This window comes from Streptomyces rubradiris (assembly GCF_016860525.1).
GTDB lineage: Bacteria > Actinomycetota > Actinomycetes > Streptomycetales > Streptomycetaceae > Streptomyces > Streptomyces rubradiris.
In genome coordinates, this window is the sequence record NZ_BNEA01000015.1 from 1,425,060 (window position 1) to 1,451,961 (window position 26,902).

Here is a 26,902-nt window from a genome sequence, read left to right on the forward strand (position 1 = left end):
CCTACCGTGGCGGCATGTCCCGTCGTGTCCCCCGCGCTGTCAGTCTGGCCGCATCCGTGGCCTGGGGCGAGTTGCGCCAGGACCCGGCGCGGGCCGCGCTGCTGGGGCTGCGGCTGCTGCCGGCGGGGCTGCGGCGCCGGGTGCGGCCGGTGGAGCGGTGGCTGGGCGGGCGGGCCCGGCCGGCCGGACCGGGCGCGCTGCCGTCGGCCGTTCGGGTGAGCGCGCCCGCCGGGCGGCCGGTGCGGCCGGTGCCGGGGCGGGTGCTGCACCTGGTGACCAACTCGCTGCCGTACGCCCACGCCGGCTACACCGTGCGCACCCAGAAGCTCGCCGAGGCACAGCGGGCCGCCGGGCTCGATCCGCATGTGGTGACCCGGATCGGGTTCCCGGTGGCGCGCGGGGTGCTGGACGCCGGTGCGCTCCAGCTGGTGGGCGGGGTGCCGCAGCACCGGCTGCTGCCCTGGTGGCTGCCGTACGGGCAGGGCCCGGCGCTGGCCCGCAACGCCGAGCTGGCGGGGCGGCTGGTGGAGCGGCTGCGGCCGGCCGTGCTGCACGCGGCCACCGACCACGGCAACGGGCGGGTGGCCCTGGCCCTGCGCGAGGTCTACGGCCTGCCGGTGGTCTACGAGGTGCGGGGCTTCCTGGAGGAGACCTGGCTGAGCCAGGACCCGGCGCGCACCGTCGCGGACCCGGTGTACCGGGGGCGGCGGGAGCTGGAGACGGACTGCATGCGCCGGGCCGATCTGGTGCTGACGCTGGGTACCGCGATGAAGGCCGAGATCGTGGCGCGCGGGGTGCCCGAGGAGCGGGTGCTGATCGTGCCGAACGCGGTGGACGCGGCGTTCCTGGGGCCGCCGCCGGACGGGGCCGGGGTGCGGGCCCGCCTCGGGATCGCCCCGGACGCGTTCGTGGTGGGCACGGTCGGCAGCCTCACCCCGCACGAGGGCATCGGCACATTGCTCCATGCGGGTGTACTGCTGCGGCGGCGCGGGGTGCCGCTGCGGCTGCTGATCGTCGGGGACGGCCCGGAGCGGGCGAGCCTGGAGCGGCTGGCCGCCCGGCTGGGCCTGGCCGGCGACGGCACCGCCGTGTTCACCGGCCGCGTGCCGCACGGCCAAGTCCGGGATTTCTACGGGGCGTTGGACGTGTTCACGGTGCCGCGCACCAACGCCCGGGTGTGCCGTCTGGTGACCCCGCTCAAGCCGGTCGAGGCGATGGCGGGCGGGCTTCCCGTGCTCGCCAGCGATCTCCCCGCGCTGCGGGAACTGGTCGAACACGAGGTGAACGGACGACTGATTCCGGCTGAATCACCACACGCTTGGGCGGATGAACTCGAAAGGGTGCTTTACAGTCATAAGCGACGGCTCGAATGGGGAGCCGCCGCCCGCGCGAGGGTCGCGCGGGAACGCACCTGGGACCGGGTCGCCGCGACGACCCGCGAGGCGTATCGCTCGCTGGGCTGCCTCTGACGCCCCGCGAGCCCCCCACCAGTGCAGCCGCGAAGGCCGGGTGAATCCCTATGCAGGTCGAACGGACCCCCTCGCTCGGGGACATGGAAGCGCCGCCGCCGTACGGAAAGGTGGAACTCGCCGTCATCGGGCTCGGTTACGTCGGACTGCCGCTGGCCCGCGAGGCGGCCTCGGCCGGTCTGCGCGTGGTGGGCCTGGACCGTGACCCGCGGGTCGTCGCGGGACTCAACTCCGGCCGCTCGCACGTCGGTGACGTCTCCGACGACGAGGTGCGCCGGATGCGGGCGGCCGGTTTCACCGCCACCCGCGACGACGCCTGTCTGGCGGGCGCGCAGACCGTGGTGATCTGCGTGCCGACCCCGCTCGGCGAGGACGGCGGGCCCGACCTGGGCGCGGTCGTCTCGGCCACCCGCGCGGTGGCCGGCCGGCTGCGCCCCGGGCAGCTGGTGGTGCTGGAGTCGACCACGTACCCGGGCACCACCGAGGAGGTGGTACGGCCGCTGCTGGAGGAGTCCGGGCTGCGGGCCGGCGAGGACTTCGCGCTCGCCTTCTCCCCCGAGCGGATCGACCCCGGCAACACCCAGCACGGGCTGCGCGACACCCCGAAGGTGGTCGGCGGCTGCACCACGGCGTGCGCGGTGCGCGCGGTCGCCTTCTACGCCAAGTTCGTGAACATGGTGGTCCAGGCGAAGGGCACCCGCGAGGCCGAGATGGCCAAGCTGCTGGAGAACACCTACCGGCACGTGAACATCGCGCTGGTCAACGAACTGGCGATCATCAGCCGCGAGTTGCAGGTGGACGTGTGGGACGCGATCCGCTGCGCGGGCACCAAGCCCTTCGGCTTCCAGGCCTTCAGGCCGAGCCCCGGGGTGGGCGGGCACTGCATCCCGATCGACCCCAACTACCTGTCGTACAAGGTGCGTTCGTCGCTCGGGTACGACTTCCGGTTCGTCGGGCTGGCCCAGGAGATCAACCGGCGGATGCCGGAGTACGTGGTGCGCCGCGCCCAGGACCTGCTCAACTCCGCCGGCCGCCCGCTGCACGGCTCCCGGGTGCTGCTGCTCGGCGTCACCTACAAGCCGGACGTCGCCGACCTGCGCGAGACCCCGGCGGAGCCGGTGGCCCGGCTGCTGCGGGAACGTCAGGCCGCCGTCGCCTTCCACGACCCGCACGTGCCGCTGTGGACGGTGGACGGGGTGGAGGTGCCCCGCGCCGGCGACCTGACGGCCGCGCTGCGCGAGTACGACCTGACGATCCTGCTCCAGGACCACTCCGCCTACGACCTGCCCGCCCTCGCGGACACCGCGCGGCTGCTGTTCGACACCCGCGGGCGGATCAGCAAGCCCGGCGTCGAGGTGCTGTAGGCCCGTCGCGGCCTCCGCGCGTTCTCGGGGAGTTGGAAGGCACTGCCATGCGGATACTCGTCGTCACCGTCGTCCACCACCCCGAGGACGCGCGCATACTGCACCGGCAGATCGCCGCGCTGCGCGAGCGCGGCCACGAGGTGGTGTACGCGGCACCGTACGCCGACCGGAACACCCGCCCCCGGCCGTACGTCGAGGGCGTGGACCTGCCCCGGGCGGCCGGGCGGGACCGGGGCGCGGCGCTGCGCGCGGCCCGGGCGCTGCTGGCCGAACGCGGCGCGGCGGCGGACGTGATACTGCTGCACGACCCGGAGCTGCTGCTCGCCCTGCCCGGCACCCTGCGCCGGCTGCGCCGGGCCGGGGCGGTGCCGGTCACCGTGTGGGACGTGCACGAGGACACGGCAGCGGCGCTGGCGATGAAGGGCTGGGTGCCCCGGCCGCTGCGTCCCCCGCTGCGCGCGGCGGTGCGGGCGGCCGAGCGGCTGGCCGAGCGCCGGGTGCGGCTGCTGCTCGCCGAGGACGCCTACCAGCACCGGTTCCGGGGCCGTCACCCCGTCGTCCCCAACCTCGCCACCCCGCCGCCCGGCCCGCCCCCGCCGCCGGGTGACGACCGGGTGGTCTACCTGGGCCAGCTGTCCCGGGCGCGCGGCGCGCTCGAACTGATCGCCCTGGCGCGGCTGCTGGCCCCGGCCGTGCGGGTCGAGGCGATCGGCACGGCGGATCCCGACGTGCGGGACGCGCTCGCGGCGGCCGACCGGGAGGGGGTCTTGCGCTGGTACGGCTTCCTGCCCAACGACCGTGCGCTGGCCCGGCTGTCCGGCGCCCTGGCCGGCCTGTCCCTGCTGCACGACCAGCCCAACTACCGGCACTCGCGGCCCACCAAGGTCGTGGAGTACATGGCCCACGGCGTGCCCGTCGTCACCACGCCCACCCCGCTCGCGGCGGAGCTGGTCGAACGGCACGGCTGCGGGCTGGTGGTGCCCTACCGGGACGCGTCGGCGGCGGCGACCGCGATACGACGACTGGCCGACGACACCGACCTACGGCTCCGCGCCGCCCGCCGGGGCCGGCAGGCCGCCGTCTCCGAACTCAACTGGCACCCCCGGGCAGCCGACTTCGTGGACCTGCTGGAACTGTGGGTCAAGGAGGAAACGGCCGGCGCCGGCACGGCCTGAGCGCGAGAACGTGCGGCGGCGCTCGACAGGGGGCCCGGTCAAGGGGTGCGGGCCTGCTCAGTGGGCCGGGTCGGGCGGGGGTGGGCGGCGGCGTCCAACAGGGGGCCGAGCTCTCGTACGGCGGTGGTGAGGGGGGCGGTGTCGTGTTCGGCGCGGGCCAGCAGGATCGCGCCCTCCAGGGTGCTGATCATGAGCGTGGCCAGCGACTCGGCGCGGGCGGCGGGCACGCCCAGGCCGGTCAGGGCCGCGGCGAGCGGCGCGCGCCAGGCCGTGAACGCGGCCGCGGCCGCCCGGCGGGTCGCGTCGGCCGAGGTGGCGCAGTCGACCGTGGCGGCGGCGACCGGGCAGCCCGCGGCAAAGCCGTCCGCCGCGTACTCGTCGGTCCACTGCGCGGCCATCGCCGCGAACAGCCCGCTCGGCGTCGGCTCGTCCAGCCCCGCGAGGAAGCGGGCGATCCGCTTGCCCGCGTACGTTCCGGCCCACTGGACCGCCTCGTTGACCAGCTGTTCCTTGCCGCCCGGGAAGTAGTGCTGGAGGGAGCCGCGCGGGGCGCCGGCGTGCGCGGCGACCTCGCGCATGCCGGTCGCGGCGACCCCGTGTCGCCGGATGAGCTGGGCCGCGCTGAAGACCATCCGCTCCCGCGGTCCGGGCCGCGCCTCGGTCATGCGTCGCCTCCGTTCGTCCCCCCCGGCTTCCTCCGCCCTCAGACTATGACCGCCGTCATAACCGGCGCTACTATGACGAGTGTCATAAGCGGCGCGCGGTACGAAGGGCGGGCCGGTCATGAACGTCGGATTCATCGGCCTCGGAGTGATGGGCGGGCCCATGGCCCTGCGCCTGGCGCACGCCGGCATCCCACTGGTCGTCTGGAACCGGACCCCGCACCGGGCGGAGCCGCTGCGCGCGGCCGGCGCCGAGGTCGCGGCGGACGCCGCCGAGGTGTTCGCGCGGGCCGGGGTGGTGCTGCTGATGCTCGCCGACGAGGCCGCGGTGGACGCGGTCCTCGGCAGGGGCACACCGGAGCCGGCCGTGCGCGTGGCGGGCCGCACCGTCGTACACATGGGCACGACCGCGCCGGAGTACTCCCGCGCGCTGGAGGCGGACATCCGCGCGGCGGGCGGCCGGTACGCCGAGGCGCCGGTCTCCGGGTCCCGGGTGCCGGCGGAACAGGGGCGGCTGGTCGCGATGCTCGCCGGCGAGGAGGACGTCGTGGCCGCCGTACGCCCGCTGCTCGCGCCGATGTGCCGGGAGACGTTCGGGTGCGGCGCGGTGCCGGGCGCGCTGCTGATGAAGCTGTCGGTGAACCTCTTCCTGATCACCCAGGTGACCGGGCTGGCCGAGGCGTTCCACTTCGCCGAGCGGCAGGGGGTGGACCGCCGGCTGTTCCTGGAGGTCCTGGACGCGGGCCCGATGGCCAGCGCGGTGTCCCGGATGAAGGCGCCCAAGCTGCGCGAGCGCGACTTCTCGGTGCAGGCGGCGGCCCTGGACGTGCTGAAGAACAACCGGCTGATCGCCGACGCGGCCCGCGCCGCCCGCCTCGCCTCCCCGCTCCTGGACGTGTGTCACGCCCTGTTCCGGGAGACGGTGGCCGGGGGCCACGGCGGGGAGGACATGGTGGCCGTACTGCACGCGATCGAGGCACGGACGGCCGAAGCGCCTTGGGCGCCGTCTTAGCCGGACCGCCGGAACGCGCGGCCGGGCGGCCGTGCCCCGCCGAGCACCTCACCGCGCGCCCGCCCCGGGTCAGCTCTCGCGCGGATTGCCGTACGCGCGCTCGACGTGCAGCCGCACCACCAGGCGGCGGTCGCGGACCATGGCGGCCCGGAAGTCGTCCCAGTCCGGGTGTTCGCCGAGCACGTCGCGGTAGAGCCGTTCCAGTTCCGCCACGGTGTCGTCGCCCGGGTCCGCGGCGACCGGGGTCAGCTCGGCGGTGCCCTCGGCGACGGTGTACGCCCAGCGGTCGGCGCTGGTGACGTGGTACGAGGCGCGCGGGTCGCGGCGCAGGTTGCGGGTCTTGGCGCGGTCGTCGGTGACGGAGATCCGGATGATCCGCTCGTCGGGGTAGTAGGCGTGGCTGACGTTGGACAGCTGGGGGCGGCCGTCGCGCCGGAGGGTGACCAGTACGCCGCCGTGGCCTTCGGAGAGCAGGCCGAGCAGTGCCTCTTGCGTCGGGTCTTGAGTCATACCCCGGTCAACCCGCCCCGGCGCCCCACGCATTCCCGGTCACCCAGCGCGCGTAGACACACGCCCGAGCGGACCCCGCTGGACCTGCCCGGGGCCGCACTGCTCGCGGTGACGCCGGCCTGTCTGGTGTACGCGGTCACGGCCCGGCCGGTCTCCGGCGCGGGGCTCGCCGCGGCCGCGCTGACGGCCGTCGTCCTGGTCCGGCACGAGCGGCGCGCGGCGAACCCACTGCTGCCGCCGGAGCTGATCGGCGCGCGGTCGGCCGGGGCGGCGCTCGGCGTCCTGGTGGCCGTCTCCGCGTCGATGTCCGGCACCCTGTTCGTCGCCACGTACGTGCTCCAGCGCCGGCTCGGCATGGACGCGTTCCACAGCACGCTGAGCAGCCTGCCGCCGGCGGTGCTGATGGTGCTGTCGGCGGCGCTGTGCCCCGCGTCGCTGCGCCGGTGGGGTGCGCGCCGGATGACGGCGGTGGCCGCGGCGCCCTCGCGCTGGGGGTGCTGCTGTCGCGGACCACCGCCCCGGCCGGGCTCGGTCTCGCCTTCGCGCTGCTCGGCGCCGGTTTCGGCACGGTGATGGTGGCGGCCACGCAGGTGATCGTGCGCGCGGCGCAGGTGCGGACGGCCGGGGTGGCGGGCGGAGTGCAGCAGACCGCGCTGAACGCCGGCCCCGCCGTGGGCGTGGCGGCGGCGAGCGTGCTGCTCGGCACGGGCACCCAGGACGCGCTGCTCGCCTTGGCCGCGGTGGCCGCGCTCGCCGCGCCCATGGCCCGCCTGCTGCCGGGCCCGGCCGGAGCCGCGTCGCGCGCCCCCGCCGCGCACGCCCCTGTCCCGGCCGCCGCTCCTGAGCGACGATGAGAGGCGGAACGGACGAGTCGGGACGGGCGGACGCGACCGGAGGAGAGCGATGGGACGGCTGCGACAGGACGTCGACCCCGTGGAGGCGGGGCTGGACCCCGGGGCCCTCGGCCGGCTGGACGGGCACTTCGCCCGGTACGTCGACGAGGGGCGGCTGCCCGGCTTCCTGGTGGCGGTGGCCCGTGGCGGCCGGGTCGCCCACCTGACCACGTACGGGCTGCGGGACGTGGCGGCCCGGCGGCCGGTGGAGCCGGACACGCTGTGGCGGATCTACTCGATGACCAAGCCGGTCACCGCCGTGGCGGTGCTGCTGCTCCGCCAGGACGGCCTGCTGTCCCTGGACGACCCGCTGGAGCGCCATCTGCCCGACTTCGCCGAGCCCCGGGTGTACGCGGGCGGCTCGGGCGACGAGGTGCGCACCCGCCCGGCCGCCGGCCCCGTCCTGATCCGGCATCTGCTCACCCACACCGCCGGCCTGACCTTCGGCTTCTACCACCGCCACCCCGTGGACGCGCTCTACCGCGCGGCGGGCCTGGAGTACTCGGTGCCGCCGGGCAAGGACCTCGCGCAGACCGTCGCGCTGTACGCCCGGCTGCCGTTGCAGTCCGATCCGGGCACGCAGTGGAACTACTCGGTCGCCTCCAATGTGCTGGGCCGGGTGATCGAGGTCGTCTCCGGGCAGCCGCTGGACGCGTTCTTCGCCGAACGGATCCTGGGCCCGCTCGGCATGACCGACACCGGCTTCCACATCGGCCCCGAACAGGCCGGCCGGCTGGCCGAGTTGTACGGCGAGACGGACGAGGGCGGGATCGAGCCGGTGCCGGGGCTGCCGGTGCGCGGTCGGCCGCTCTTCCTGTCCGGCAGCGGCGGCCTGGTCTCCTCCGCCCACGACTACCACCGGTTCACGGAGATGCTGCGCCGGGGCGGCGAGCTGGACGGCGTACGGCTGCTGGAGCCGGACACGCTCGCGCTGATGACCCGCAACCAGTTGCCCGGCGGGGCCACCATCCGCTCCTTCGGCGCCCCGGTCCACCGGGAACCGGGCATGGACGGGCTCGGCTTCGGCTTCAACGTCTCCGTCGTCACCGACCCCGCCCGCACCCTGGCCCCGTCCCACCTCGGCACCTACGGCTGGACCGGCGTGGCCGGCACCGCGTTCTGGGTCGACCCGGCCCGCGACCTGACCGTGCAGTTCCTGACCCAGGTACGCCCGAAGAACCTGAAGCTGTTCCCCGAGCTGCGCCGGCTGGTGCACGAGGCGGTGACCGGCTGAACGCACCGGCCTCCACCGGCCCACGCCGCGTAGGTGCGGCGCGGTCACACCAGGTTGGCCTCCGGGCGCGGGGCGTCGGCCGCGAACCGTTCGGCGCTCAGGGGGCCGACGTCCAGGAAGGGCGCGCGCCCCAGGTAGAGGTCGCGGATCACCTCGCCGACGGCGGGTCCCTGCAGGAAGCCGTGCCCGGAGAAGCCGGTGGCGTACAGGAACCTGGACACCGTCGGGGCCTCGCCGATCAGGGCGTTGTGGTCGGGGGTGTCCTCGTACAGGCCCGCCCAGCCGCCGGTGCGGGGCAGGTCCAGCAGGGCGGGGGCGCGCCGCCGCATCGCCTCGGTGAGCCGGGGCAGCCAGCGGTCGTGGGTGCCGGTGGCGAACCCGGGCCGCTCGTCCGGGTCGGACATGCCGAGCAGCAGGCCGGGGCCCTCGCGGTGGAAGTAGAGGCTGGTGGTGAAGTCGATGGTCATGGGAAGCCTGGCCGGCGGCTCCGGCACCGGCCCGGTGACGGCGATCTGCCGGCGCAGCGGCTGTACCGGGAGGTCCACGCCCGCCATCGCGCCGACCGGCCGCGACCAGGCACCGGCCGCGCAGACCACCGTGTCCGTGGCGATCGGGCCGAGGCTGGTGCGGACCCCGGTGACGGTGCCGCCGCGCAGGTCGATGCCGGTGACCTCGGTGTGGCGCAGGACGCGCACGCCGAGGGCGCGGGCGGCGCGCGCGTAACCGTGGACGACGGCCTCGGGGGTGCAGTGGCCGTCGTCCGGGGAGTACGCGGCGGCCAGCAGGCCGTCGGTGGTGATCAGCGGGCAGAGGCGGCGGGCCTCCCGCGGGGTGATCAGGCGGCTGGGCACCCCGAGGGAGTTCTGCAGCCGGACGCCCGCCTCGAAGGAGGCCACCTGCTCCGGGGTGGCGAGCAGGAACAGATAGCCGACCCGGTGCAGCCCGATGTCCTGTCCGACCTCCCGTTCGAAGCTGCCGAACGCCTCCAGGCTGCGCGCGCCGAGCCGGATGTTCAGCTCGTCGGAGAACTGGGCGCGTACCCCGCCGGCGGCCTTGGAGGTGGAGCCGGCGGCGAGTTCGTCCCGTTCCACCAGGACGACGTCCCGCACTCCGGCGCGGGCGAGATGCCAGGCGACACTCGTGCCGATCACCCCGCCGCCGACGATGACCACCCGGGCCCGGAGACTCATCGCGCTTCTCCCTCCTCTCCGGTGCGCTGCGCAGATACCTGATGTTGCGCTCGCACGGCTCGATCGGCAACGGCATCTGCTCGGCCACCCGGACACCGTGCCGCACCCGCGCCTCCCGCTCGCGCGGGTTGTCGGACAGCAGCCGTACCGAGCGCGCCCCCAGGTCGCGCAAAGATGCCGGCGCCGATTGCGGTACGGCCCCGGAGCCGGGCTCAGGCCGGTTCGGGTGCCGGGTCGTGGGTGGGGCGTTGGCTGGGCAGGACCAGGATCGCCGCCAGGGGCACCGCCGCCAGGACCGCCCAGGGCAGTGCCGGGGGCAGCCCGAGGTCGAGGAGCGCGCCGGAGGCCGTGCTGCCGAGCAGGACCAGCAGGCCGGAGACGGAGGACAGGGCGCCGGTGTAGAGGCCGATGCGGCCGGGTTCGGCGAGGTCGGGCAGCCAGGCGCGGGCGACCGGCGCGACCAGCATCTGGCCCACGGTGAGCAGGACGACGAGGGCGGCGAGCGGGGCCAGTCCGGCCGGGCCGGTGAGGCCGGCCGGGCGGGCCGCGGCGACGGCGGCGAACCCGGCGCCGGTCAGCAGCAGCCCGGCGGCCAGCGAGCGGCGCGGGGTGAGCCGGCGGCCCGCCCAGCGGGTGACGGGCAGTTGGGCGCCCACCACCAGCAGGGAGGACAGCGCGAACAGCCAGGCGACCGGCGCCTGGGAGCCGGAGGCGCGCCGTACTTCGGCGGGCAGGGCGAGGTAGAGCTGGTTGTAGGCGAGCAGTTGGGCGCCGTAGCCGCAACACAGGGCGAGGAAACGGCGGTTGCGCAGCAGCGGCGCGAGTCCGCCGCGCACGGCGACGGGTTCGCGGCCCGGGATGTGCCGGGGCAGCAGGACGGCGTGCCCGGCGAGTACGGCGGTGAAGACGGCCGCGCCGGCCAGGCAGACCGTGCGGAAGTCGGCCGTCAGCAGCAGGGCGCCCAGCAGCGGGCCGGTGAAGGCGCCCACCTGCCCAGCGACGGTGAACAGGGCCAGCACCCGGGCGCGCGGCCCGTCGCCGGCCTCCTCCCGCAAGACGGCCTGCCGGGCGACCTCCGACTCCACCGCCGGGGAGAACAGCGCGGCGGCGCAGCCGATCAGCAGGACGGAGCCGATCACCGACCAGGTCCGTTCGGCGTGGCCGAGCCAGGCGAACCCGGCGATGCGCAGCGCGCAGCCGGTGAGGACGACGGGCCGGACGCCGTACCGGTCGGCGAGGGCGCCGCCCACCACGAACAGCCCCTGCTGGCTGAAGGTGCGCAGCCCGAGGACGACCCCGACCAGCCAGCCGGCCATGCCGATCGCCGTGCCGAGGTGTTCGGCGAGGAACGGCAGTACGGCGAAGAAGCCGATGTTGAAGGCGAGTTGGGTGAGGATCAGCAGCCGCAGCAGCGGGGACAGCGGGGCCCGGTCGGTGCGCGGGGCGGTCATCGGACGGCCTTCTCCCTTACGGTGCCGACGGGTCGGGCCGTCCTCGGCTCCGCCTCTGCCGCCGTCTCTGAAGCGCCGGTGAGTCGGGCCGGGCGGCGGCGGTGCAGGGCGCCCGCGGAGGTCACCGCCAGCGCGCCGAGGACGGCGAGGACGGCGGCGGGGGCGAGGACGGCCCAGGGGGCGCGTTCGGCGTAGGGCTGGTTCTCGGCGAGCAGCCGGCCCCATTCGGGGGACGGCGGCTGGGCGCCCAGGCCGAGGAAGCCGAGCGCGGCGAGGGCGAGCGCGGTGCCGGGCAGCCGCAGCAGGGCGTGCCGGGTGACGGACGGGACGACGGCGGGCAGCAGTTCGTGGCGCAGCAGGTACCAGCGGCCGGCGCCGAGGGCCCGGGTGGCGGTGAGGTGGAGGGCGGCGCGTTCCTGGCGGAGCAGGGCGGAGGTGTGGGTGGCGAGCGGCGCCCAGGCGACGGCGGCGACGGCGAGCGCGGGGGTGGCCGGGCCGCCCCCGGTGACGGCGGTGACCAGCAGCGCGGCGAGCACGGGCGGTACGGCGTTGACGGTGTCGGCGAGCGGCCCGGACAGCCGGGGCACCAGGCCGAGCAGCAGTCCGGCGAGCAGGGTGCCGGCGCTGATCAGGAGCGCGAGCAGCAGGGTGTCCAGGGCGCCGTGGGCGACCCGGGCGAGCAGGTCGCGGCCGAGCGCGTCGGTGCCGAACGGGTGGGCCCAGGAGGGGGGCCGGAGGCGGGCGGTGGTGTTCAGGGCGAGCGGGTCGCGGGGCAGGCCGGCCACGAGGACCGCGAGCAGCGCCCCGCCGAGCAGCAGCGGCGGGGTGCGGCGGACGGCCGGGGTGAGCCGGGGCGGGGCGGGCAGGGCGCCGTCGCGCAGGGCGGGGCCGGTGAGCAGCCGGACGGCGAGCCGGGCCGCGCCGGTGGCGAGCGCGGCGAGCAGCAGCAGGGCGAGGGTGCCGGCCTGGAGGACGGGCAGGTCCTGGGCGAGGGCGGCCTGGAGGGTGGTGCGGCCGAGGCCGGGGATGTCGTAGAGCTGTTCGACGGCGACGGCGCCGCCGGTCATGCCGACGACGAACAGGGCGGTGTTGGGCAGCAGTCCGGGCAGGCAGCGGCGGACCGCCTGGCGGGCGACGCGCGCCCGGGGCAGTCCGCGCGCGGCGGCGGCGCGCGCCCAGGGTTCGGCGAAGGCGCCGGGCAGCTGGTCGTCGAGGAGCCGGCCGAGGACGGCTCCGGCGGGCAGGCCGAGGGCGAGCGCGGGCAGCACGGTGTACTGGGGCCCGTACCAGCCGAGGGCGGGCAGCCAGCCGAGCTGGACGCCGACGACGGTGGCGAGGACGGAGGCGGTGAGGAACTCCGGCAGGGTGGCGAGCATCGCGGAGCCGGTGCCGCCGGGCCGGGTCCGGCCGCCCCGGTACAGGGTGCGGGCGCAGACCGCGGCGGCGGTGCAGGCGGCCACCAGGAGGGCGACCGCCATGAGCAGCAGGGAGGCGCCGAGCGCCTGTACGACGACGGGTCCGGCCTCGGCCCCGGAGATCCAGGACCGGCCCGCGTCGCCGCGCGGCAGTCCGCCGAGCCAGCGCCCGAGCAGGGTCAGCGGCCCGGCGTCCAGGCCGAGTTGGTCGCGGATGGCGGCGAGTACGGCGGGGTCCGGGTCACGGTCCTGGGCGCGGGCCTTGAGGACGGTGAGCGCGGGGTCGGTGCGGCTGAGCCAGGGCAGCAGGCCGATCCCGCACACCAGGGCGGAGGCGAGCGAGGCCCGCCACAGCACGGTCCGCACGGGTCAGCGCCGGGTGCCGGTGCCGATGAGGGTGCGCTCGTAGGGGTCGAGCAGCACGCCCTTGACGGAGCGGCCGACGCCGGTGATGACGCGCTGGTGGACCAGCGGTACGACGGAGTCGGTGCCGAGGACACGGGCCTCGGCGCGCAGTGCCGCGTCCTGCCGCTTGACGGTGTCGGCGGTGCGCTCGGCCTCGGCCACGGCCCGGTCGACGTCCTTGTCGCACAGCAGGGCCAGGTTGTAGTTGCCGGCGCAGGTGTAGTCGCCGGCGAGGATGGCGACCGGGTCGCCGGTGTCGACGAGGCTGTTGCGGGCGAGCACGAAGGCGTCGAACTTCCCGGCGAGGGCGTCGCTCTCCAGCCGCGCGTACTCGCGGACGACGAGTTCGACGCGGAAGCCGGCCTTCTCCAGCTGCTGCTTCAGCACCTGGGCGACCTCGGGGAGTTCGGGCCGGTTGTCGTAGGTGGCCAGGGTGATCCGGGTGCCGTCGGGCCGCTTCGGGGCGGCCCTGCCGACCGGCGCCGGGTGCCGTCCCTCGGCCCAGCCGACGGCGGGTCCGTAGATGCCGGTGCCGCGGTCGGCGTGGCCCTCGTAGACGTCCTTGGCGAGGGCGGAGGTGTCGACGGCGGCGCGGGCGGCGGCGCGCAGCCGCGCGTCCTCGAACGGTCCCGAGCGGTGGTTGAGCAGCAGGCTGGTGGTGCGGGTGGTGGCGGTCTCCCGGCGGGTCTCCGGCTGGAGCGTGGCGGCCTGGGCGACGGGGACGGCTTCGGCGATGTCCGTGTCGCCGCTGCGCAGGGCGTTGGTGCGGGCGGTGCCGTCGGGGACGAAGCGGACGTCGATGCCGGCGGCCTGGGCGCGGCCGCCCCAGTAGCCGTCGTAGCGGTCGAGGGTCGCGGAGGTGGCGCCGGTGACCTTCTTCAGGACGAAGGGGCCGGTGCCGGCGCCGGCCGGGTCGACGTGGTCCTTGTCCCGGTAGGCCTTGGCGGAGAGCACGGCGAGGCTCGGGCTGGACAGCCGGAGCGGCAGGATGGGGTCGGGCCGGCCGGTGCTGACGCGTATCCGGTGCCGGTCCACGGCCTTGGCGGTGAGCGTCACTCCGGACAGGGCGGCCGGGGCGGGCCGGGCGTGCGCGGCCCGGTCGAGGGAGGCGGCCACGGCGTCGGCGGTGACCTCGGAGCCGTCGTGGAAGGTGGCCTCGCGCAGGGTGAACTGCCAGGTGCCGGCGTCCTGCCGGCGCCAGGAGGAGGCGAGGGCGGGGGCGGCGGTGCCGTTGCCGTCGAGCGCGGTGAGGCTCTCGGTGATGCCGAGCCGGCTCAGGATGGTGGCGTCGGCGCCGTACGGGGAGAGCCGTTCGGCGGGCGGGAAGGCGAGCGCGACACGGAGCCGCGAGCCGTCGGCGGGCTCGCCGTCCGCCTCGCCGGAGGAGGCGAAGCAGCCGGCGAGCAGGGGCGCGGCGAGCAGGGCGGCGAGCAGGCGGGAAGGGCGCGGGGCAGGCATGGTCCTCGGGTTCGTGCTGGGTGGGGGTGGCGTGCGGCTGGCTCCGGACGACGACAGATTACATGGAAATCATTTCCACTAAGCCATCGCGTGCTCGGGGTCGCCCACCGTGCCTCCGGTCCGCTTCAGGGGGATCTCGAAGTGCACGACGCTCTGTCCGCCCCCGGCGTCCTCGCGCTCGTCGTGCACGACCGTGCCGAGCGAGCGCCAGAAGGGTTCGGCGCCGGGCACGGCGGGGTCGGTGTGCAGGTACACGGACCGGTAGCCGCCGTCCGCGGCGGCGAAGTCCAGCAACCGGGCCACCAGTTCGCGCGCGATACCCTGACGGCGATGGCTGGGGCGCACGTACACGCGGCGCAGTTGCGCGGTCGTGCCGGAGGGGTACCGTTCGGCCAGCCGGGGCGGGTTCGGCGGCGACTGCGGGCCGCGCGAGTCGAGGGCGCCGGTGCCGACGACCAGCCCGTCCGCGTCCACGGCGACGAGCAGGGTGTGCCGGGCGGGCGCGAGGTAGTAGGCGGCCGGGTCCACGATGTCGGCGTGCCACCGGGGCACGTATCCGGTGCCGAAGTCGCGGTAGACGGTGTCGAGCATGACGGACCTCGCACTGTCGAGGTCGTCGGCGGTCGCGGGCCTCACGCTATATGTACGCACTTGCACATCATATGCATTAAGTGCCAGGTCATAGTCGTGGGGCAACCTTTCCGCCCGGCCGGCCGTCGCCTTGGCGGAGGCGTCGCCTCCGGGTCGCGCCCCGCGGCCTCCAGCCCCCTGAGCGAGACACCTTGACCGAGAGCACCACCACCCTCCGGGACGGGCACACCCCCGTTCCGCCCTCCCCCGCGGAGATCCGCGCCGAGCGCCGCCGGCTGATCGAGTCGATCCGCGCCCTGCGCCGTCTGCTGGACGGGCGCCGCGCCTTCGAACTCGCCGACCGGCGGCGGCTGAACCGCGAGGCCCGGGACCGCGGGCGCGCCGAGGCCGCCTGCGCGAAGACGCTGCAACGCGTCCACGAGCGGCGGCTGCGCCGGGAACGGTCCCTGGCCCGCCGCATCGACGGCCTCGACGGCAAGCGGGAGCACCAGGAGCGGCGCGCCCTGCTGGTGCTGCGCCGGGAGTCGGTCGAGAGCTCGCTGCGCGCCACCCGGCTCACCGCGGGCGACGTCAACGGCATCGGCGCGGGCCTGATCCGGGACCTCGCCGCGGCCGGGATCCGCACGGCCGCCGACTTCACCCGGGTCAGCTGGGGCAAGGCACCGGGCGGCAAGGGCGGCGAGGTGCTGTACATCCACCGCCCGCACGGCCGCAAGGTGCACGTCAACGGGATCGGGGAGCACCGCGGCCGGCCGCTGATGGAGTGGCGCCGGGCCGCCGTGGCCCGCGCCAAGGCCCGCGCGCCGCAGGAGCTGTCGGCGGACCAGCGGCACCGCATCGCCGAGATCATCGAGGCGGAACGGGCCCGGCTCCAGGCGGAGACGGCCGAGCTGCCCCGGGAGGCGGAGGCGGCCCGCGAGGAGGCCGTACGGCTGCGCACCGAGGCGCTGTCCAGGCTCGCCGGGGCGGCACGCGAGGCCGGCCGGGCGGCCGCCGGGCGCCGGGCGGAGTTCGACGCGATGGCCGAACGGCTGCTCGCCCTCCAGGCGGAGCTCGCCGCCCACCAGGAGCGGTACGGCGACGCGGGCCGCCGCCTCCGCCACGCCCAGAGGCGCGCCCTGCGCCCGCTCCCGGCGGCCCCGGCTCCGTACGTTCCCGGCGCTCCCGGCACCCCCGGTACTCCCGGCCCTCCCGGCACTCCCGGCGCTCCCGGCACCCCCGGTACTCCCGGCACTCCCGGCGCTCCCGGCGAGCCGGGCAGTGAGAACGGCACCGGTTCCGAGGCGGGCGCGCCGACGGACGGCCCCCGTACCGAGCGGGCACCCGGCACCCACATGCGCGCGAGCCTCGGCTGGCTGCTGCCGATCGCCCTGTTCGCCCTGTTCACCGTGGTCGGCGTGGGTGAACTGGGCGACACCACGCCCCCGCTGTGGTTGCGGGTGGGCTCCCGGCTCGCCGCGCTCGCGGCCGCCGCGGAGCTGCTGCGCCTGTGGGTTCCGCGCCGACGCCCGTGGACGGCGGCCCCGATGCCGCCCGGCACCGGCGCGCGGTCCGCCGGTGTGCTCCTCGCGCTGGCCGCGGCGGGCATGTTCGGATCCGGGGACGCGGATGTCCTCGGGCCCGCCTGGGTGACCGGCGGCCTGGCGGCGCTGCTGCTGGCGACGGGGACGGGACGCCGGAGGAGGGGCTGAGCCTGAAAGGACCGGGGCCCGCACGCGGGCGGAGCGGCCCGTCACGGGCGTGCGTAGCCGGACCGAGTCATGCGAGCCGGTCGCGTCGTGGGGCGGGAGGTGCACTGTTTTTGCCGTGTGCATGGCATACAAGAGGCGTGGCGCGCCGGTGGACACGGACTCCCCTGCCGTGTCCACCGGCCGTCCGGGCCGGGCTCGGTCGGCCCGGCGGGTCAGGCCGCCCGGCGGGTCAGGCCGCGGTGGGCGCGGACCAGGTCCGCGTACCGCCGGCCGCTGCCCTTGATCGTGCGGACCTGGGTGCGGTAGTCGACGTGTACCAGCCCGAACCGCTTGTCGTAGCCGTACGCCCACTCGAAGTTGTCCAGCAGGGACCAGGCGAAGTAGCCGGCCAGCGGTGCGCCCCGGCGCACGGCGGCGGCGCAGGCCGCGAGGTGGCGCTCCAGGTAGTCCTGGCGCTCGGGGTCCGCCACGCTGCCGTCGGGACGTACGACGTCCGGGAAGGCGGAGCCGTTCTCGGTGACGTACAGGGTGCGGGCGCCGTACTCCTCGGCGAGCCGGAGCAGCAGCGTCTCGATGCCGGAGGCGTCGATCTCCCAGTCCATGCCGGTGCGCGGGACGCCCTCGCGCCGGACGGAACGGGCGTACGGCGCCGGCCCCCCGGGGTCGTCGGCCACGTACTGCGGGAAGTAGTAGTTCAGGCCGAGCCAGTCGAGCGGGGCCGCGATGGCCGCCAAGTCGGCGTCTTTCAGCGGCAGTTCGACACCGTAGGTGTCCACCATGTCGGCCGGGAAGCCGTGGCCGTGCACGGGGTCGAGCCACCAGCGGTTGACGTGGCCGTCGAGCCGGCGGGCCGCCGCCACGTCCTCGGGGCGGTCGGTGGCCGGGTGCACGGTGGAGAGGTTGTTGACGATCCCGACCCGGGCGCCGGGGGCGGCGGCGCGGATCGCCTGGGCGGCCAGGCCGTGGCCGAGGAGCAGATGGCAGGAGGCGCGGACGGCTGCGGTCAGGTCGGTCCAGCCGGGCGCCATCGTGCCTTCCAGGTGGCCGATCCAGGCCGAGCAGAGGGGCTCGTTGAGGGTGGTCCACAGGGTGACGCGGTCACCGAGGCGGCCGGCGACGACGGAGGCGTACTCGGCGAACGCCCGCGCGGTGGCGCGCTCCGGCCAGCCGCCGCGGTCCTGGAGCACCTGGGGCAGGTCCCAGTGGTAGAGGGTGACGGACGGGGTGATGCCCGCCTCCAGCAGATCGTCCACCAACTCGTCGTAGAACGCGAGGCCCTTGGGGTTCACCGGGCCGGTGCCGCCGGGGACCACCCGGGGCCAGGCCACGGAGAACCGGTAGGCGTTGACGCCGAGTTCCCGCATCAGGCCGATGTCCTCGCGCCGGCGGTGGTAGTGGTCGCAGGCGACATCGCCGTTGTCACCGTTGGCGATCTTCCCCGGGGTGTGCGAGAAGGTGTCCCAGATCGAGGGCGAACGGCCGTCCTCGGCCACGGCTCCCTCGATCTGGTACGCCGCGGTGGCCGTGCCCCACAGAAAGTCGGGCGGGAAGGCGGCCAGGTCGATGGGTTCGGACACGGAAGTCCCTTCGGGATCAGGGGTGGGGGTCACTTGACGGCGCCCGCCGTCAGGCCCGCGACGAGATAGCGCTGGAGCAGCAGGAACCCGGCCACCACGGGCACGCTGACGACCAGCGAGGCGGCCATGATCTGGTTCCAGTAGACGTCGTTGAGGGTGGAGTAGGCCTGGAGGCCGACGGCGAGGGTGCGGGTGGTGTCGTTGGTCATGACCGACGCGAAGAGCACCTCGCCCCAGGCGGTCATGAAGGAGTAGACGGCGACCGCGACGATGCCGGGGCTCGCGGCCGGCACGACGATCCGCAGCAGCGCCTTCAGCGGGCCACAGCCGTCCACCAGGGCCGCCTCGTCCAGGTCGCGCGGCACCGAGTCGAAGTACCCGATCAGCATCCAGATGGAGAACGGCAGCGAGAAGGTGAGGTAGGTCAGGATCAGCCCGCCGCGTGAGCCGAACAGGGCGATGCCGGTGGCGTTGCCGATGTTGACGTAGAGCAGGAACAGCGGGAGCAGGAAGAGGATGCCGGGGAACATCTGCGTCGACAGCACGGTCACCGTGAAGACGCGTTTGCCGCGGAAGTCGTGGCGGCTGACGGCGTAGGCCGCGAACACGGCGATGACGACCGAGCAGACGGTCGCCGCGCCCGCCACGATCAGCGAGTTCACGAAGTACCGCGCGAGCGGGACCGTCGACCAGATGTCGATGTACGGGCGGACGGTCAGCCCGCTGGGCAGCCAGCGGAACTCGCCGGTGACGTCCGCGAGCGGCTTCAGCGAACTGGAGACCATGACGTACACCGGGACCAGCACGAACCCGGCGAGCAGGGTGAGGAAGACCCGCCGGAGCCACAGGAACGAGCGCGCCGGTGCCATGGGCGAGCGGGTGGGTGTCCCCGGCGCACGGAGGGCGGTCGCCGGCGTACGGCTGGGGGACGCCGGTGTGCGGGTGCTAGACATCGGCGGCCCTCCGTCCGCGCGAGGTGAGCAGCAGGTAGCCGCCCGTGACGACGAGCAGGAAGAGCAGCAGCAGGACGGACATGGCGGAGCCGGTGCCGAAGTTCCAGGTGACGAAGGAGGACTGGTAGATGTGGACGGAGACGAGGTCGGCGGCCTCGGGCGCGGACTTGCCGAACAGCACGTACGGCGTGTTGAAGTCGTTGAACGTCCACAGGAACAGCACCAGCACGAGGACCTGGTTGACGGGGCGCAGCGAGGGCAGGGTGATGCGGCGGATCCGCTGCCACGTCCCGGCGCCGTCCAGCGCGGCGGCCTCGTACAGCTCCCGGGGGATGTTCTGCAGCCCGGCGGTCACGATGAGGAAGGCGAACGGCCAGCCCTTCCACACCGAGACGGTCAGCAGGGCGTAGAAGCTGTTGTCGCCGATGAGCCAGAAGGAGGGCTTGTCGGTGAGGTGCAGCTGGTCGTGCAGCACGTGGTTCACCAGGCCGTTGTCGTGCTGGAACATGAACACCCAGGTGATGACGGCGGTGTAGACGGGCAGCGCGTACGGCACCAGGAACAGGGCGCGCAGCAGCCCGCGTCCGCGGAAGGTGTCCTGCATGAAGACCGCGGCTGCGGTGCCGATCAGCCAGCACAGGCCGACCGACAGCAGGGTGAAGCCGACGGTGACCAGGAAGGAGTGCAGCAGGGCCTCGCCCACGGGGGCGTCGAAGTCCACCGACACCTGGTAGTTGCCGAGGCCGGACCAGGGGGCGGTGCCCCAGTCGCGGATGTAGAACTGGGTGAGCTCCTTGAAGCTCATCACGACGCCGATGACCATCGGCACCAGGTGGACGAGGAGTTCGAGCAGCAGGGCCGGCAGGAGCAGCAGGTACGGCAGCGAGAGGCGGCGCAGCCGCCCGGGGCGGCGGGACGCACGGGCCGCCACCCCGGACGGGGCCTGGCGCACCGGCTCCTTGAAGGCGGTGGTGGTCATCGTCGGGCTCACGCCGCCGGCATCTGCTGCTGGGCCTTGCGCAGCTTGGCCTCCACCGAGCCGGCGGTCACCGGCCGCCCGGCGGCGGCGTCGGCGAACAGCTCCTTGACGGCCGTACCGACCGTCGTCTCGAACTGCGACTCGGAGGGGACCTGCGGCAGCGCGGCGGCGCTGGTGGCCAGGGTGTTCTTCAGTACCGCGGTGTCCGGGGCGGCGAACGCGGGGTCCGCTTGCGCGGACTTGACCGGCGGGATGGCGCTGTAGGCCTTGTTGAGGATCTTCTGCTCCTCGTCGGACGTCATGAACTTCACGAACCGCTTGGCGCCGTCAAGGTTGTCGGTGTTCTTGAAGACGGCCATGTTGATGCCCATGACCGGGGAGTTGACCTGGGTGCCGCCGCCGGGCGTGCCCGAGATCACCGGCACGGGCGCGATGCCGTAGGCGTCCTCGCTCATCCCCTGGGACTTGAGGTTGGCGGAGGCGGTCTGCCACAGCAGCATGGCCTGCTTGCCCTTGGCGAAGTCGCTGACGGACTGGTTCTGCGCGTACTCGGCGTCTCCGGCCGGGATGACCTTGTCCTTGGCCATCAGGTCGACGTAGCTCTTGACCGCGTCGACCACCTTGGGGTTGGTGAAGTCGGGCTTGCCGTCGGCGGTGAAGAAGTCGGCGCCGCGCTGCTTGGCGAAGACGAAGGCGTGGTGGATGTTCTCCGACAGGTTCGAACCCTCGGCGCCCAGCGGGGACTTGCCCTCGGCCTTGATCTTCCTGCCAGCCTCGACGAGTTCGGCCCAGGTGGCCGGGGGCTTGGAGATGCCGGCCTCGGCGAAGATCTTCTTGTTGTAGTAGAGGGCGTACGCCATCGAGTACAGCGGGACCGCGGCCGGGTCCTCGCCCCGGGCTCCGGTCGAGCCGAGCGCGGTCTCGGCGAACCGGTCCCGGCCGCCGATCGCAGCGAAGTTCTTCTCGTCCCAGGGCAGTAGCGCGCCGGTCGCCTGGAGGGAGGCGCTCCAGGTGTTGCCGATGTTCAGCACGTCCGGGCCCTGGCCCGAGGTGGTGGCGGTCAGGATGCGGTTGAGCAGGTCCGACCAGGGTACGACCTCCAACTTCACCTTGATCCCCGTCTGTTGCTCGAACTTGTCCAGCTCGGGCCGGAGCACCTTCTTGTCCGCCTCGATGCTGGCCCCCTGGTTGGACGCCCAGTACGTCAGCGTCTTCGGCGAGTCGTTGGACCCACCGCCGGTGGCCGACCCGCCTCCGCAGGCCGTGACCGCGAGGGCGAGTGACAGGGTGACGGCGCCTACGGCCGCGGCTCGGATGCTGCGCATGCGTCCCGGTGTCCCTTCGGGGATTGCACTCATGACTTAATTTAGGACGTGAGTTAATCCGCCGGGAGGGCGATCGTCAAGGGATTCGACAGGTGATCGTCGGGGAAGGCGGCCCACCGGACGGCCCGCGCCGGGCCGACCGGTGGGCCACCGGGCCTGGCAGGGTGCCGGGCTCCGGTCCAGAAGGTACGGGGGCGGCCCGGCGAGGCGTTGGCGGGCGGCCTGGCGAGGCATTGGCGGGCGCCCTGGCGAGGCGTTGGTGGGCGCCCTGGCGAGGCGTTGGCGGCCGGCCCGGTGGGGTATCGACGGCCGGGCCGGCGAGGTATCGGCGGCCGGGCCGGCGAGGTATCGGCGGGCACATGCCGGCTGCCGGCCCGCGTGATACCGGCACCGCCCGGCGCAGCTCGATGCCGGCGGCCGGCCATACGATCCCGGTACCCCGGCCCGGCGCAATGCCCTCGTCCAGTCCGCGCAAGCCCACAACAAGCCCGGCGCAATGCCCTCGTCCAGTCCGCGCAAGCCCACAACAAGCCCGGCGCGACATCGGCGTCCAGCACGACACGGCACCCGCGGTCGGCCCAGCGAGTCCCCCCACCCGACCCGGCGTAAGGCCGCGCCCGGCCCGACGCAGTCCCGGCGCCCGGCCGGGCGTGATCCCCACGCCCGGCCCGGCACGATGCACGATGTCGACGCCCCCGCGCCCCGGCGTCCGCCGACCGGTCAGGCCTCGCGTACCGCTTCCCGCAGACCGGCCGGCTCTGCCCCGGCCTCTGACGCCACTTCGCCCATGCCGGCCGACGTACCGCCGTTGCGGCCGAGTTCGGGCAGGACGGTGAGCAGTCCTACGGCGGCGAGGCCGGCGCCGAGCCAGAGCGGGGCACGCAGGCTCCACAGGTCGATGGCGACGGCACCGAGGGACGAGCCGAGGATGACGCCGAGCGTGATGAAGGAGGAGTGGACGGTGTTGACCAGCGGCCCGGCGTTGCCCGCGCGCTGCACCCGGGTGACCATGGCCGGGTTCATGGTGACGCCCACCAGGCCGACCCCCAGCATGCAGACCACGGCGGGGGCGGGCACACCGGCGAAGACCGCGAAGCCGGTCAGGAAGAGCAGGCTGAGCGCCAGGCCGATGGCGAGGACCGGCAGGGTGTACCGGTCGGCGAACCGCCCGACGACCGTGTTGCCGATGACGGTGGCGGCGCCGTAGGCGATCAGCAGCAGCGGGACGGTGCCCGCGGAGAAGCCGGTGAGACCGGTGAGGATGGGGTTGAAGTAGCTGAAGGCGGAGAAGGTGGCGCCGATGATCAGCGTGCTGGTGATCAGCGCCAGCCACAGCCGGGGCCGGGCGAAGACACCGGCCTCGGCGCGCAGACCCCCGCTCGGGGCGGCGGCCAGGCGCGGCACACCGGCCGCTGTGGCCGCGGCGGCGGCCAGGGCGAGCACCGAGACGGCCCAGAACGCGGCGCGCCAGCCGAGCCGTTCGCCGATCAGGGTGGACAGCGGAAGCCCGAGCAGGGTGCCGAGCATCAGCCCGTTCATGGCCACGGCGATGGCCCGCCCCCGTATCTCGGGCCGAGTGAGCCGGGCGCACAGCGAGATGGCGACGCCGAAGAAGGCCTGGGAGGCGACGCCGGTCACGATCCGGGCGACGAGCATGGTGCCGTAGCCGGTCGCGGTGGCGGCGAGGACGTTGCCGGCCAGGAAGACGGCGAACAGCACCAGGAGGGCGGTGCGGGGCGGGAGTTTCATCACCGCCACGGTGAGCACCGGGCCGCCGAGGGCCATGGCGGCGGCGAACGCGGTGATGAGGTAGCCGATCTGCGGAACGGTGGCGTGCAGGCCGGCGGCCATCTGCGGCATCAGGCCGGCGACCGCGAACTCGCTGGTCACCATGGCGAAGATGCCGAGCGCCAGGACGTAGACGGCACGGGGCACGGCGGTTACTCCTTCGAATGTGAACCCGCACTGGGTCGGCGGGAGGACTGGTTACGTAATGACCTGTCCAAAACGAGGACGCGAGAGATCGTCACAGACAAGAAGTTTTGGATGGGTCGGTTCAAAATTTGGTCAGCAGCGAGGCCCACGACGCGCCACGGCCCTCCCCACCGACCCGGCAGGCGCGACCGGCAGTCAGCCGGAGCCGGCCAGTCAGGTCAGGCGGTGAGCGCGTCGAGGGCGATCGCGACGACGGCGTCCAGCGCGGCCCGGTCGGCACCGCCCTGGGCGGAGACACGCAGGCCCGCGATGGTGGCGTTGAGGAACCGGGCCAGGTCGCCCGTGTCCCGGGAGGAAGTGATGCTGCCGTCACGCCGGCCGGCCTCGACGGCGGCACGCAGCATGTCCAGCCGATGGGCGGTGTCGCGTTCCAGCATCCCGGCCGCGACGGCGTCACGCCCGGCGAGCTCGATGGTGGTGTTCACGCCGAGACATCCCAGGCTGCGGCCGGTGGGCCGGTTCTCGGCGTCACCGTCGAGCACCCGGGCGAACAGGGCACGGATCCGGTCGGCACCACTGAGTTCCGGATCCTCCAGAACGGCCGCCTGACCCGCGTTCATGGTGGTCATATAGCGGTGCAGGACACGCTGGAACAGGGCGTGCTTGCTCTTGAAGGTGTTGTAGATGCTGCTGCGCCCCAGTCCGGTGGCGGCACACAGATCCTCGGTGGAGGTGGCCTCGTACCCCTTCCGCCAGAAGGTCCGCATCGCCGCGTCCAGAGCCTGCTCTTCGTCGAACGTCCTCGGTCGGGCCATACGCAGAGACTACGTTTTTGGACCGACCATTGCAATACGGCACCCCATCCCCCGCCTGCGGCTCCCCCGACTCATCCCATCGCTCCGCCACGACCCCTACGGAAGACTCACCGGTACGACTTCGACGGAGTCGCCTCCCACACCCGGTCCAGGAAATCGTCCCAAGTGCCGTCGCGGTCGTAACTGGCGGCGCGACAACCTCGGGACATGGGCGCCGCAGCGCTATGGAGCCAGGGAGCGTCCACGATCCGGGCTATGGCGTGACCGCAGTACCGGCACTCCGTGTGGCTCATCAACTCGCTCGTCGGGCGATCGAGTTGGGCGGTACGGTCCGCCGCCTCCTCCCTGATGCCCCGCAGCACCTCCTCGGCGGTGGCAACCCCCGCCGAATCGATGAGGTCGCGCACGAGCGCCGCCGCCTCGATGGCGATGCCGGCCCGCCGTGCGGCATCGACCAGGCTCCGCGCGCCATCGCGGCCGGGCGATTTGCGCACCGCCCGCTCCGCCAACGCGATCGACGGACGGTCCGACAGGGGCAGCCCGTCATCGCCGGCCTGTCGCTGCGCACCCCCGCCCCTCAGGCGCCTGCGGGCCACTTCGAAGGCCCATGCCTCGGTGGACGTCTTCTTGGCGGAGACCAAGAAGGCCTGATCTCCCTCTAGGCAGCCTGACCTGCACTTCCACAGGTCGCACCGCTTAGCTGTCCGCACCCGGTCCGCAGTCCGCCGAGCACGGCGTCCATGACGGCCCGGGTGCGATCCTCTTCCCCGGGCCCCCAAGGAGGAACATCACCGGCAGCACTACTGTGGGTCTGCTGCAGCCCGACCTCTCCAGTACTGCATCTCACAAAATGCATCAAAGGTGACAGGATGAAGCGGCCCTAGGACACGGAACATGTCGGCCAGCAACTCCTCGTATGCGCTGGCAGCGCCTGCCGCATCCCCCGCCTGGCCCTGCAGCGCAGCCAAGGCATAGCGGGTGGCCAGGGTGTCTGGGTGGTCGGCGCCGAGAATCCGCAGTCGGTCGGCGAGGAGATCCATCTGAGCGATACGCGCTCCTGAGGCGTCCCCGGACTCCCCTCGGAAGCCGACGAGATTGGCACGGGTCGCAAGAGTGCTCGGATGATCAGCCCCTAGGACCCGCGACTGATGGTCAAGCAGGTCTTCGTACGCGGCGATAGCAGCAGCCACATCGCCCGCTTGCCCGCGCCTTCCGGCAAGATTGTTGCGGGTCGCAAGCGTATCCGGATGATCAGGGCCGAGCACCCGCAGTTGATCAGCCAAGAGTTCCTCGGTGGCCGCGATTGCACCCTGTAGGTCGCCCACCTCCCCCCGCCAGCCGGCGAGGTTGCTGCGCGTGGCTAGTGTGTCGGGGTGGTCGGGCCCAAGCACCCGGAGTCGATCAGCCAGCAACTGCTCGTAGGCGGATACCGCACCAACACTGTCTCCCGCCTCACCTTGAACCGCTGCGAGATCACTGCGTGAATTAAGGGTATCCCTGTGGTCAGGGCCAAGCACTCGCAGCCGATCAGCCAGTAGATCTGCATACGCGCTGCGAGACGTCTCCAAGTCACCCATCTTGGCTCGCCAGAACGCAAGGTTGCCGCGGGTGGCGAGAGTGCGGGGATGGTCAGGTCCCAGCACATTCTGACATTCCACCAGCAGCTCTTCGAAAGCCGCGGCCGCCCCCGCCGCGTCACCGGCGTACCCCCGCATCGCAGCAAGGTTGTTTCGAGTGGCAAGTACGCCTGGATGATCAGGACCAAGTACTCGTAGTTGATCACTGAGCAGTTCCTGGTAGGCAGCAACAGCACCAGCAACATCCCCCAAATCACCCCGCCATCCAGCGGCATTGCCCCGACTGGCGAAGGTCCAGGGATGGTCGGGCCCGAGCACTCGCACCTGGTCAACCAACAGTTCCTCTGTTGCGGCAAGAGCACCCGCCACGTCGCCCATCTCCCCCCGCCAGTAAGCCACTTCATTGCGGGCAGTAAGGGTGTCAGGGTGGTCACGACCCAACTTGCTGTGAGCATCGACAGCCAGGGATGCGAAATACGCAACAGCGCCATCAACTTCACCCGACTCTCCTCGGCTTCGACCCAATCGAAATAGCATAGGGTGAGCAGTCCCCTGCCAAAGATATTCACCGTCACGATCAATCAATGCGCCTGCATTTGCACGCAAAAGCAATGAGAGGGTGGCGTCACGCTCGACATCCGGCCAAATCTCCATCAAGGATTCAGCGCCCGAAGAAACCAGTTCAGTCAAATGATCCTGTGTTTCTTCGTTTTCACGGACGGCTCGCTGAATCAGCTGGTGAACGCGGACAGTACCGCTAGCCGGGTCATCGTCCAATACGTTCAGTCGATGCAAGATCCGAAGGGCATTCGCCAGCGCAAGGGAGATATCCCACACCGCATTGATAGTCCGAGTTTGCGTGTCCGGCAACCCGCCAACCTCCGCTGTGGACCGTCTACGCCGGCACCGGAGTGCGGCGCAGTGAAGTCCTGGGTATGAAGTGGTCCCTCATCAACTGGGCTGAGGGCTCCATCGAACCGGGCTGGGTCGTGGTCGAGGAAGGCAACACCTACCGGCTGCGGAAACTGACCAAAGACGGTGACGCCAACGCCGTGATCTACGTGGATCAGTCCGTGATAAACGTCCTCAAGTGGCGGAAGGAGCGCCAGGACGCCGAACGCGAACGACTCGGCTCCGCGTGGACGGGATCATGACCTGGTGTTCGCCCGCGACGGCTTCACGCTCTACCGGGGCGAGGCAGGCGGGCCCCAGGACCCCGAG

General features: G+C 73.4%; 24 protein-coding genes. 9 read left to right on the plus strand and 15 right to left on the minus strand.

Features of this window, described 5'->3' with window-relative positions; genetic code table 11:
- Window positions 1-14 precede the first annotated feature (14 nt).
- The 3 genes from Srubr_RS19550 to Srubr_RS19560 all read left to right on the plus strand — a co-directional run bounded on the left by Srubr_RS19550 (window position 15) and on the right by Srubr_RS19560 (window position 4,008).
- The gene (locus Srubr_RS19550) at window positions 15-1,469 is read left to right on the plus strand and encodes a glycosyltransferase (RefSeq protein WP_189990830.1); all 1,455 of its coding nucleotides are present in this window, start codon (window positions 15-17) and stop codon (window positions 1,467-1,469) included.
- 83 nt (window positions 1,470-1,552) lie between these two features.
- The gene (locus Srubr_RS19555) at window positions 1,553-2,833 is read left to right on the plus strand and encodes a nucleotide sugar dehydrogenase (RefSeq protein ID WP_189990921.1); all 1,281 of its coding nucleotides are present in this window, start codon (window positions 1,553-1,555) and stop codon (window positions 2,831-2,833) included.
- 47 nt (window positions 2,834-2,880) lie between these two features.
- Window positions 2,881-4,008: a glycosyltransferase gene (locus Srubr_RS19560; RefSeq protein WP_189990828.1), complete on the plus strand. Its 1,128-nt coding sequence runs from the start codon at window positions 2,881-2,883 to the stop codon at window positions 4,006-4,008.
- A gap of 38 nt (window positions 4,009-4,046) precedes the next feature.
- On the opposite strand, the gene Srubr_RS19565 is transcribed toward Srubr_RS19560, so the two are convergent.
- Entirely contained in the window at window positions 4,047-4,673 is a 627-nt protein-coding gene (locus Srubr_RS19565; RefSeq protein WP_189990826.1) for a TetR/AcrR family transcriptional regulator, read from the minus strand.
- 118 nt (window positions 4,674-4,791) lie between these two features.
- On the opposite strand from Srubr_RS19565, the gene Srubr_RS19570 reads away from it, so the two are divergent.
- Window positions 4,792-5,682: an NAD(P)-dependent oxidoreductase gene (locus Srubr_RS19570; protein WP_189990824.1), complete on the plus strand. Its 891-nt coding sequence runs from the start codon at window positions 4,792-4,794 to the stop codon at window positions 5,680-5,682.
- 69 nt (window positions 5,683-5,751) lie between these two features.
- On the opposite strand, the gene Srubr_RS19575 is transcribed toward Srubr_RS19570, so the two are convergent.
- Window positions 5,752-6,192 (minus strand): PPOX class F420-dependent oxidoreductase, encoded by a 441-nt coding sequence (locus Srubr_RS19575; RefSeq protein ID WP_189990822.1) that lies wholly within the window; start codon window positions 6,190-6,192, stop codon window positions 5,752-5,754.
- Between Srubr_RS19575 and Srubr_RS40875 the strand changes: the two genes are divergently transcribed.
- From Srubr_RS40875 to Srubr_RS19585, 3 genes are read left to right on the plus strand one after another with little or no spacing between them, the layout of a single operon-like run.
- Window positions 6,184-6,765, plus strand: coding sequence for an MFS transporter (locus Srubr_RS40875; protein ID WP_229926475.1), 582 nt, complete (start codon window positions 6,184-6,186; stop codon window positions 6,763-6,765). The two genes, Srubr_RS19575 and Srubr_RS40875, sit on opposite strands and share 9 nt — an antisense overlap.
- A complete protein-coding gene (locus tag Srubr_RS40880) occupies window positions 6,765-7,046 on the plus strand; it encodes a hypothetical protein (RefSeq protein WP_230426665.1) in 282 nt (93 codons plus the stop codon). Before Srubr_RS40875 ends, Srubr_RS40880 begins: the two co-directional genes overlap by 1 nt.
- Before the next feature lie 49 nt (window positions 7,047-7,095).
- Window positions 7,096-8,319 (plus strand): serine hydrolase domain-containing protein, encoded by a 1,224-nt coding sequence (locus Srubr_RS19585; protein WP_189990820.1) that lies wholly within the window; start codon window positions 7,096-7,098, stop codon window positions 8,317-8,319.
- A 44-nt stretch (window positions 8,320-8,363) separates the two neighbouring features.
- On the opposite strand, the gene Srubr_RS19590 is transcribed toward Srubr_RS19585, so the two are convergent.
- From Srubr_RS19590 to Srubr_RS19610, 5 genes are all read right to left on the minus strand, one after another.
- The gene (locus Srubr_RS19590) at window positions 8,364-9,509 is read right to left on the minus strand and encodes an NAD(P)/FAD-dependent oxidoreductase (RefSeq protein WP_189990818.1); all 1,146 of its coding nucleotides are present in this window, start codon (window positions 9,507-9,509) and stop codon (window positions 8,364-8,366) included.
- A gap of 212 nt (window positions 9,510-9,721) precedes the next feature.
- Complete coding sequence (locus Srubr_RS19595) at window positions 9,722-10,960, minus strand: MDR family MFS transporter (protein ID WP_189990816.1); 1,239 nt, start codon at window positions 10,958-10,960, stop codon at window positions 9,722-9,724.
- Window positions 10,957-12,741, minus strand: coding sequence for an ABC transporter permease subunit (locus Srubr_RS19600; protein WP_189990815.1), 1,785 nt, complete (start codon window positions 12,739-12,741; stop codon window positions 10,957-10,959). Before Srubr_RS19600 ends, Srubr_RS19595 begins: the two co-directional genes overlap by 4 nt.
- Window positions 12,742-12,744: 3 nt before the next feature.
- Entirely contained in the window at window positions 12,745-14,238 is a 1,494-nt protein-coding gene (locus tag Srubr_RS19605) for an ABC transporter substrate-binding protein (protein ID WP_189990812.1), read from the minus strand.
- Window positions 14,239-14,316: 78 nt separating this feature from the next.
- Window positions 14,317-14,889 (minus strand): GNAT family N-acetyltransferase, encoded by a 573-nt coding sequence (locus Srubr_RS19610; protein ID WP_373313372.1) that lies wholly within the window; start codon window positions 14,887-14,889, stop codon window positions 14,317-14,319.
- Window positions 14,890-15,020: 131 nt separating this feature from the next.
- Between Srubr_RS19610 and Srubr_RS19615 the strand changes: the two genes are divergently transcribed.
- Window positions 15,021-16,520: a hypothetical protein gene (locus Srubr_RS19615; RefSeq protein ID WP_189990810.1), complete on the plus strand. Its 1,500-nt coding sequence runs from the start codon at window positions 15,021-15,023 to the stop codon at window positions 16,518-16,520.
- A 212-nt stretch (window positions 16,521-16,732) separates the two neighbouring features.
- Here Srubr_RS19615 and Srubr_RS19620 read toward each other — a convergent pair whose 3' ends face one another.
- The 8 genes from Srubr_RS19620 to Srubr_RS19655 form a co-directional block, all read right to left on the minus strand.
- A complete protein-coding gene (locus Srubr_RS19620) occupies window positions 16,733-18,097 on the minus strand; it encodes a GH1 family beta-glucosidase (RefSeq protein ID WP_189990808.1) in 1,365 nt (454 codons plus the stop codon).
- 29 nt (window positions 18,098-18,126) lie between these two features.
- A complete protein-coding gene (locus tag Srubr_RS19625; RefSeq protein ID WP_189990806.1) occupies window positions 18,127-18,966 on the minus strand; it encodes a carbohydrate ABC transporter permease in 840 nt (279 codons plus the stop codon).
- Between the two features lie 76 nt (window positions 18,967-19,042).
- A complete protein-coding gene (locus Srubr_RS19630) occupies window positions 19,043-20,029 on the minus strand; it encodes a carbohydrate ABC transporter permease (RefSeq protein WP_189990804.1) in 987 nt (328 codons plus the stop codon).
- Window positions 20,030-20,037: 8 nt separating this feature from the next.
- Window positions 20,038-21,354 carry an ABC transporter substrate-binding protein gene (locus tag Srubr_RS19635; RefSeq protein WP_189990802.1) on the minus strand — a complete coding sequence of 439 codons (1,317 nt, stop codon included), beginning with the start codon at window positions 21,352-21,354 and terminating at the stop codon, window positions 20,038-20,040.
- 720 nt (window positions 21,355-22,074) lie between these two features.
- On the minus strand, window positions 22,075-23,289 hold the full coding sequence (locus Srubr_RS19640; RefSeq protein WP_189990800.1) for an MFS transporter: 1,215 nt from the start codon (window positions 23,287-23,289) through the stop codon (window positions 22,075-22,077).
- Between the two features lie 218 nt (window positions 23,290-23,507).
- Complete coding sequence (locus Srubr_RS19645; RefSeq protein ID WP_189990798.1) at window positions 23,508-24,104, minus strand: TetR/AcrR family transcriptional regulator; 597 nt, start codon at window positions 24,102-24,104, stop codon at window positions 23,508-23,510.
- Between the two features lie 107 nt (window positions 24,105-24,211).
- Window positions 24,212-24,745, minus strand: a complete 534-nt coding sequence (locus tag Srubr_RS19650) for a hypothetical protein (protein ID WP_189990796.1) — start codon at window positions 24,743-24,745, stop codon at window positions 24,212-24,214.
- 159 nt (window positions 24,746-24,904) lie between these two features.
- The gene (locus tag Srubr_RS19655; RefSeq protein ID WP_229926472.1) at window positions 24,905-26,518 is read right to left on the minus strand and encodes a tetratricopeptide repeat protein; all 1,614 of its coding nucleotides are present in this window, start codon (window positions 26,516-26,518) and stop codon (window positions 24,905-24,907) included.
- A gap of 98 nt (window positions 26,519-26,616) precedes the next feature.
- On the opposite strand from Srubr_RS19655, the gene Srubr_RS19660 reads away from it, so the two are divergent.
- Entirely contained in the window at window positions 26,617-26,835 is a 219-nt protein-coding gene (locus Srubr_RS19660) for a hypothetical protein (protein WP_189990794.1), read from the plus strand.
- The last annotated feature ends 67 nt before the right edge of the window (window positions 26,836-26,902 follow it).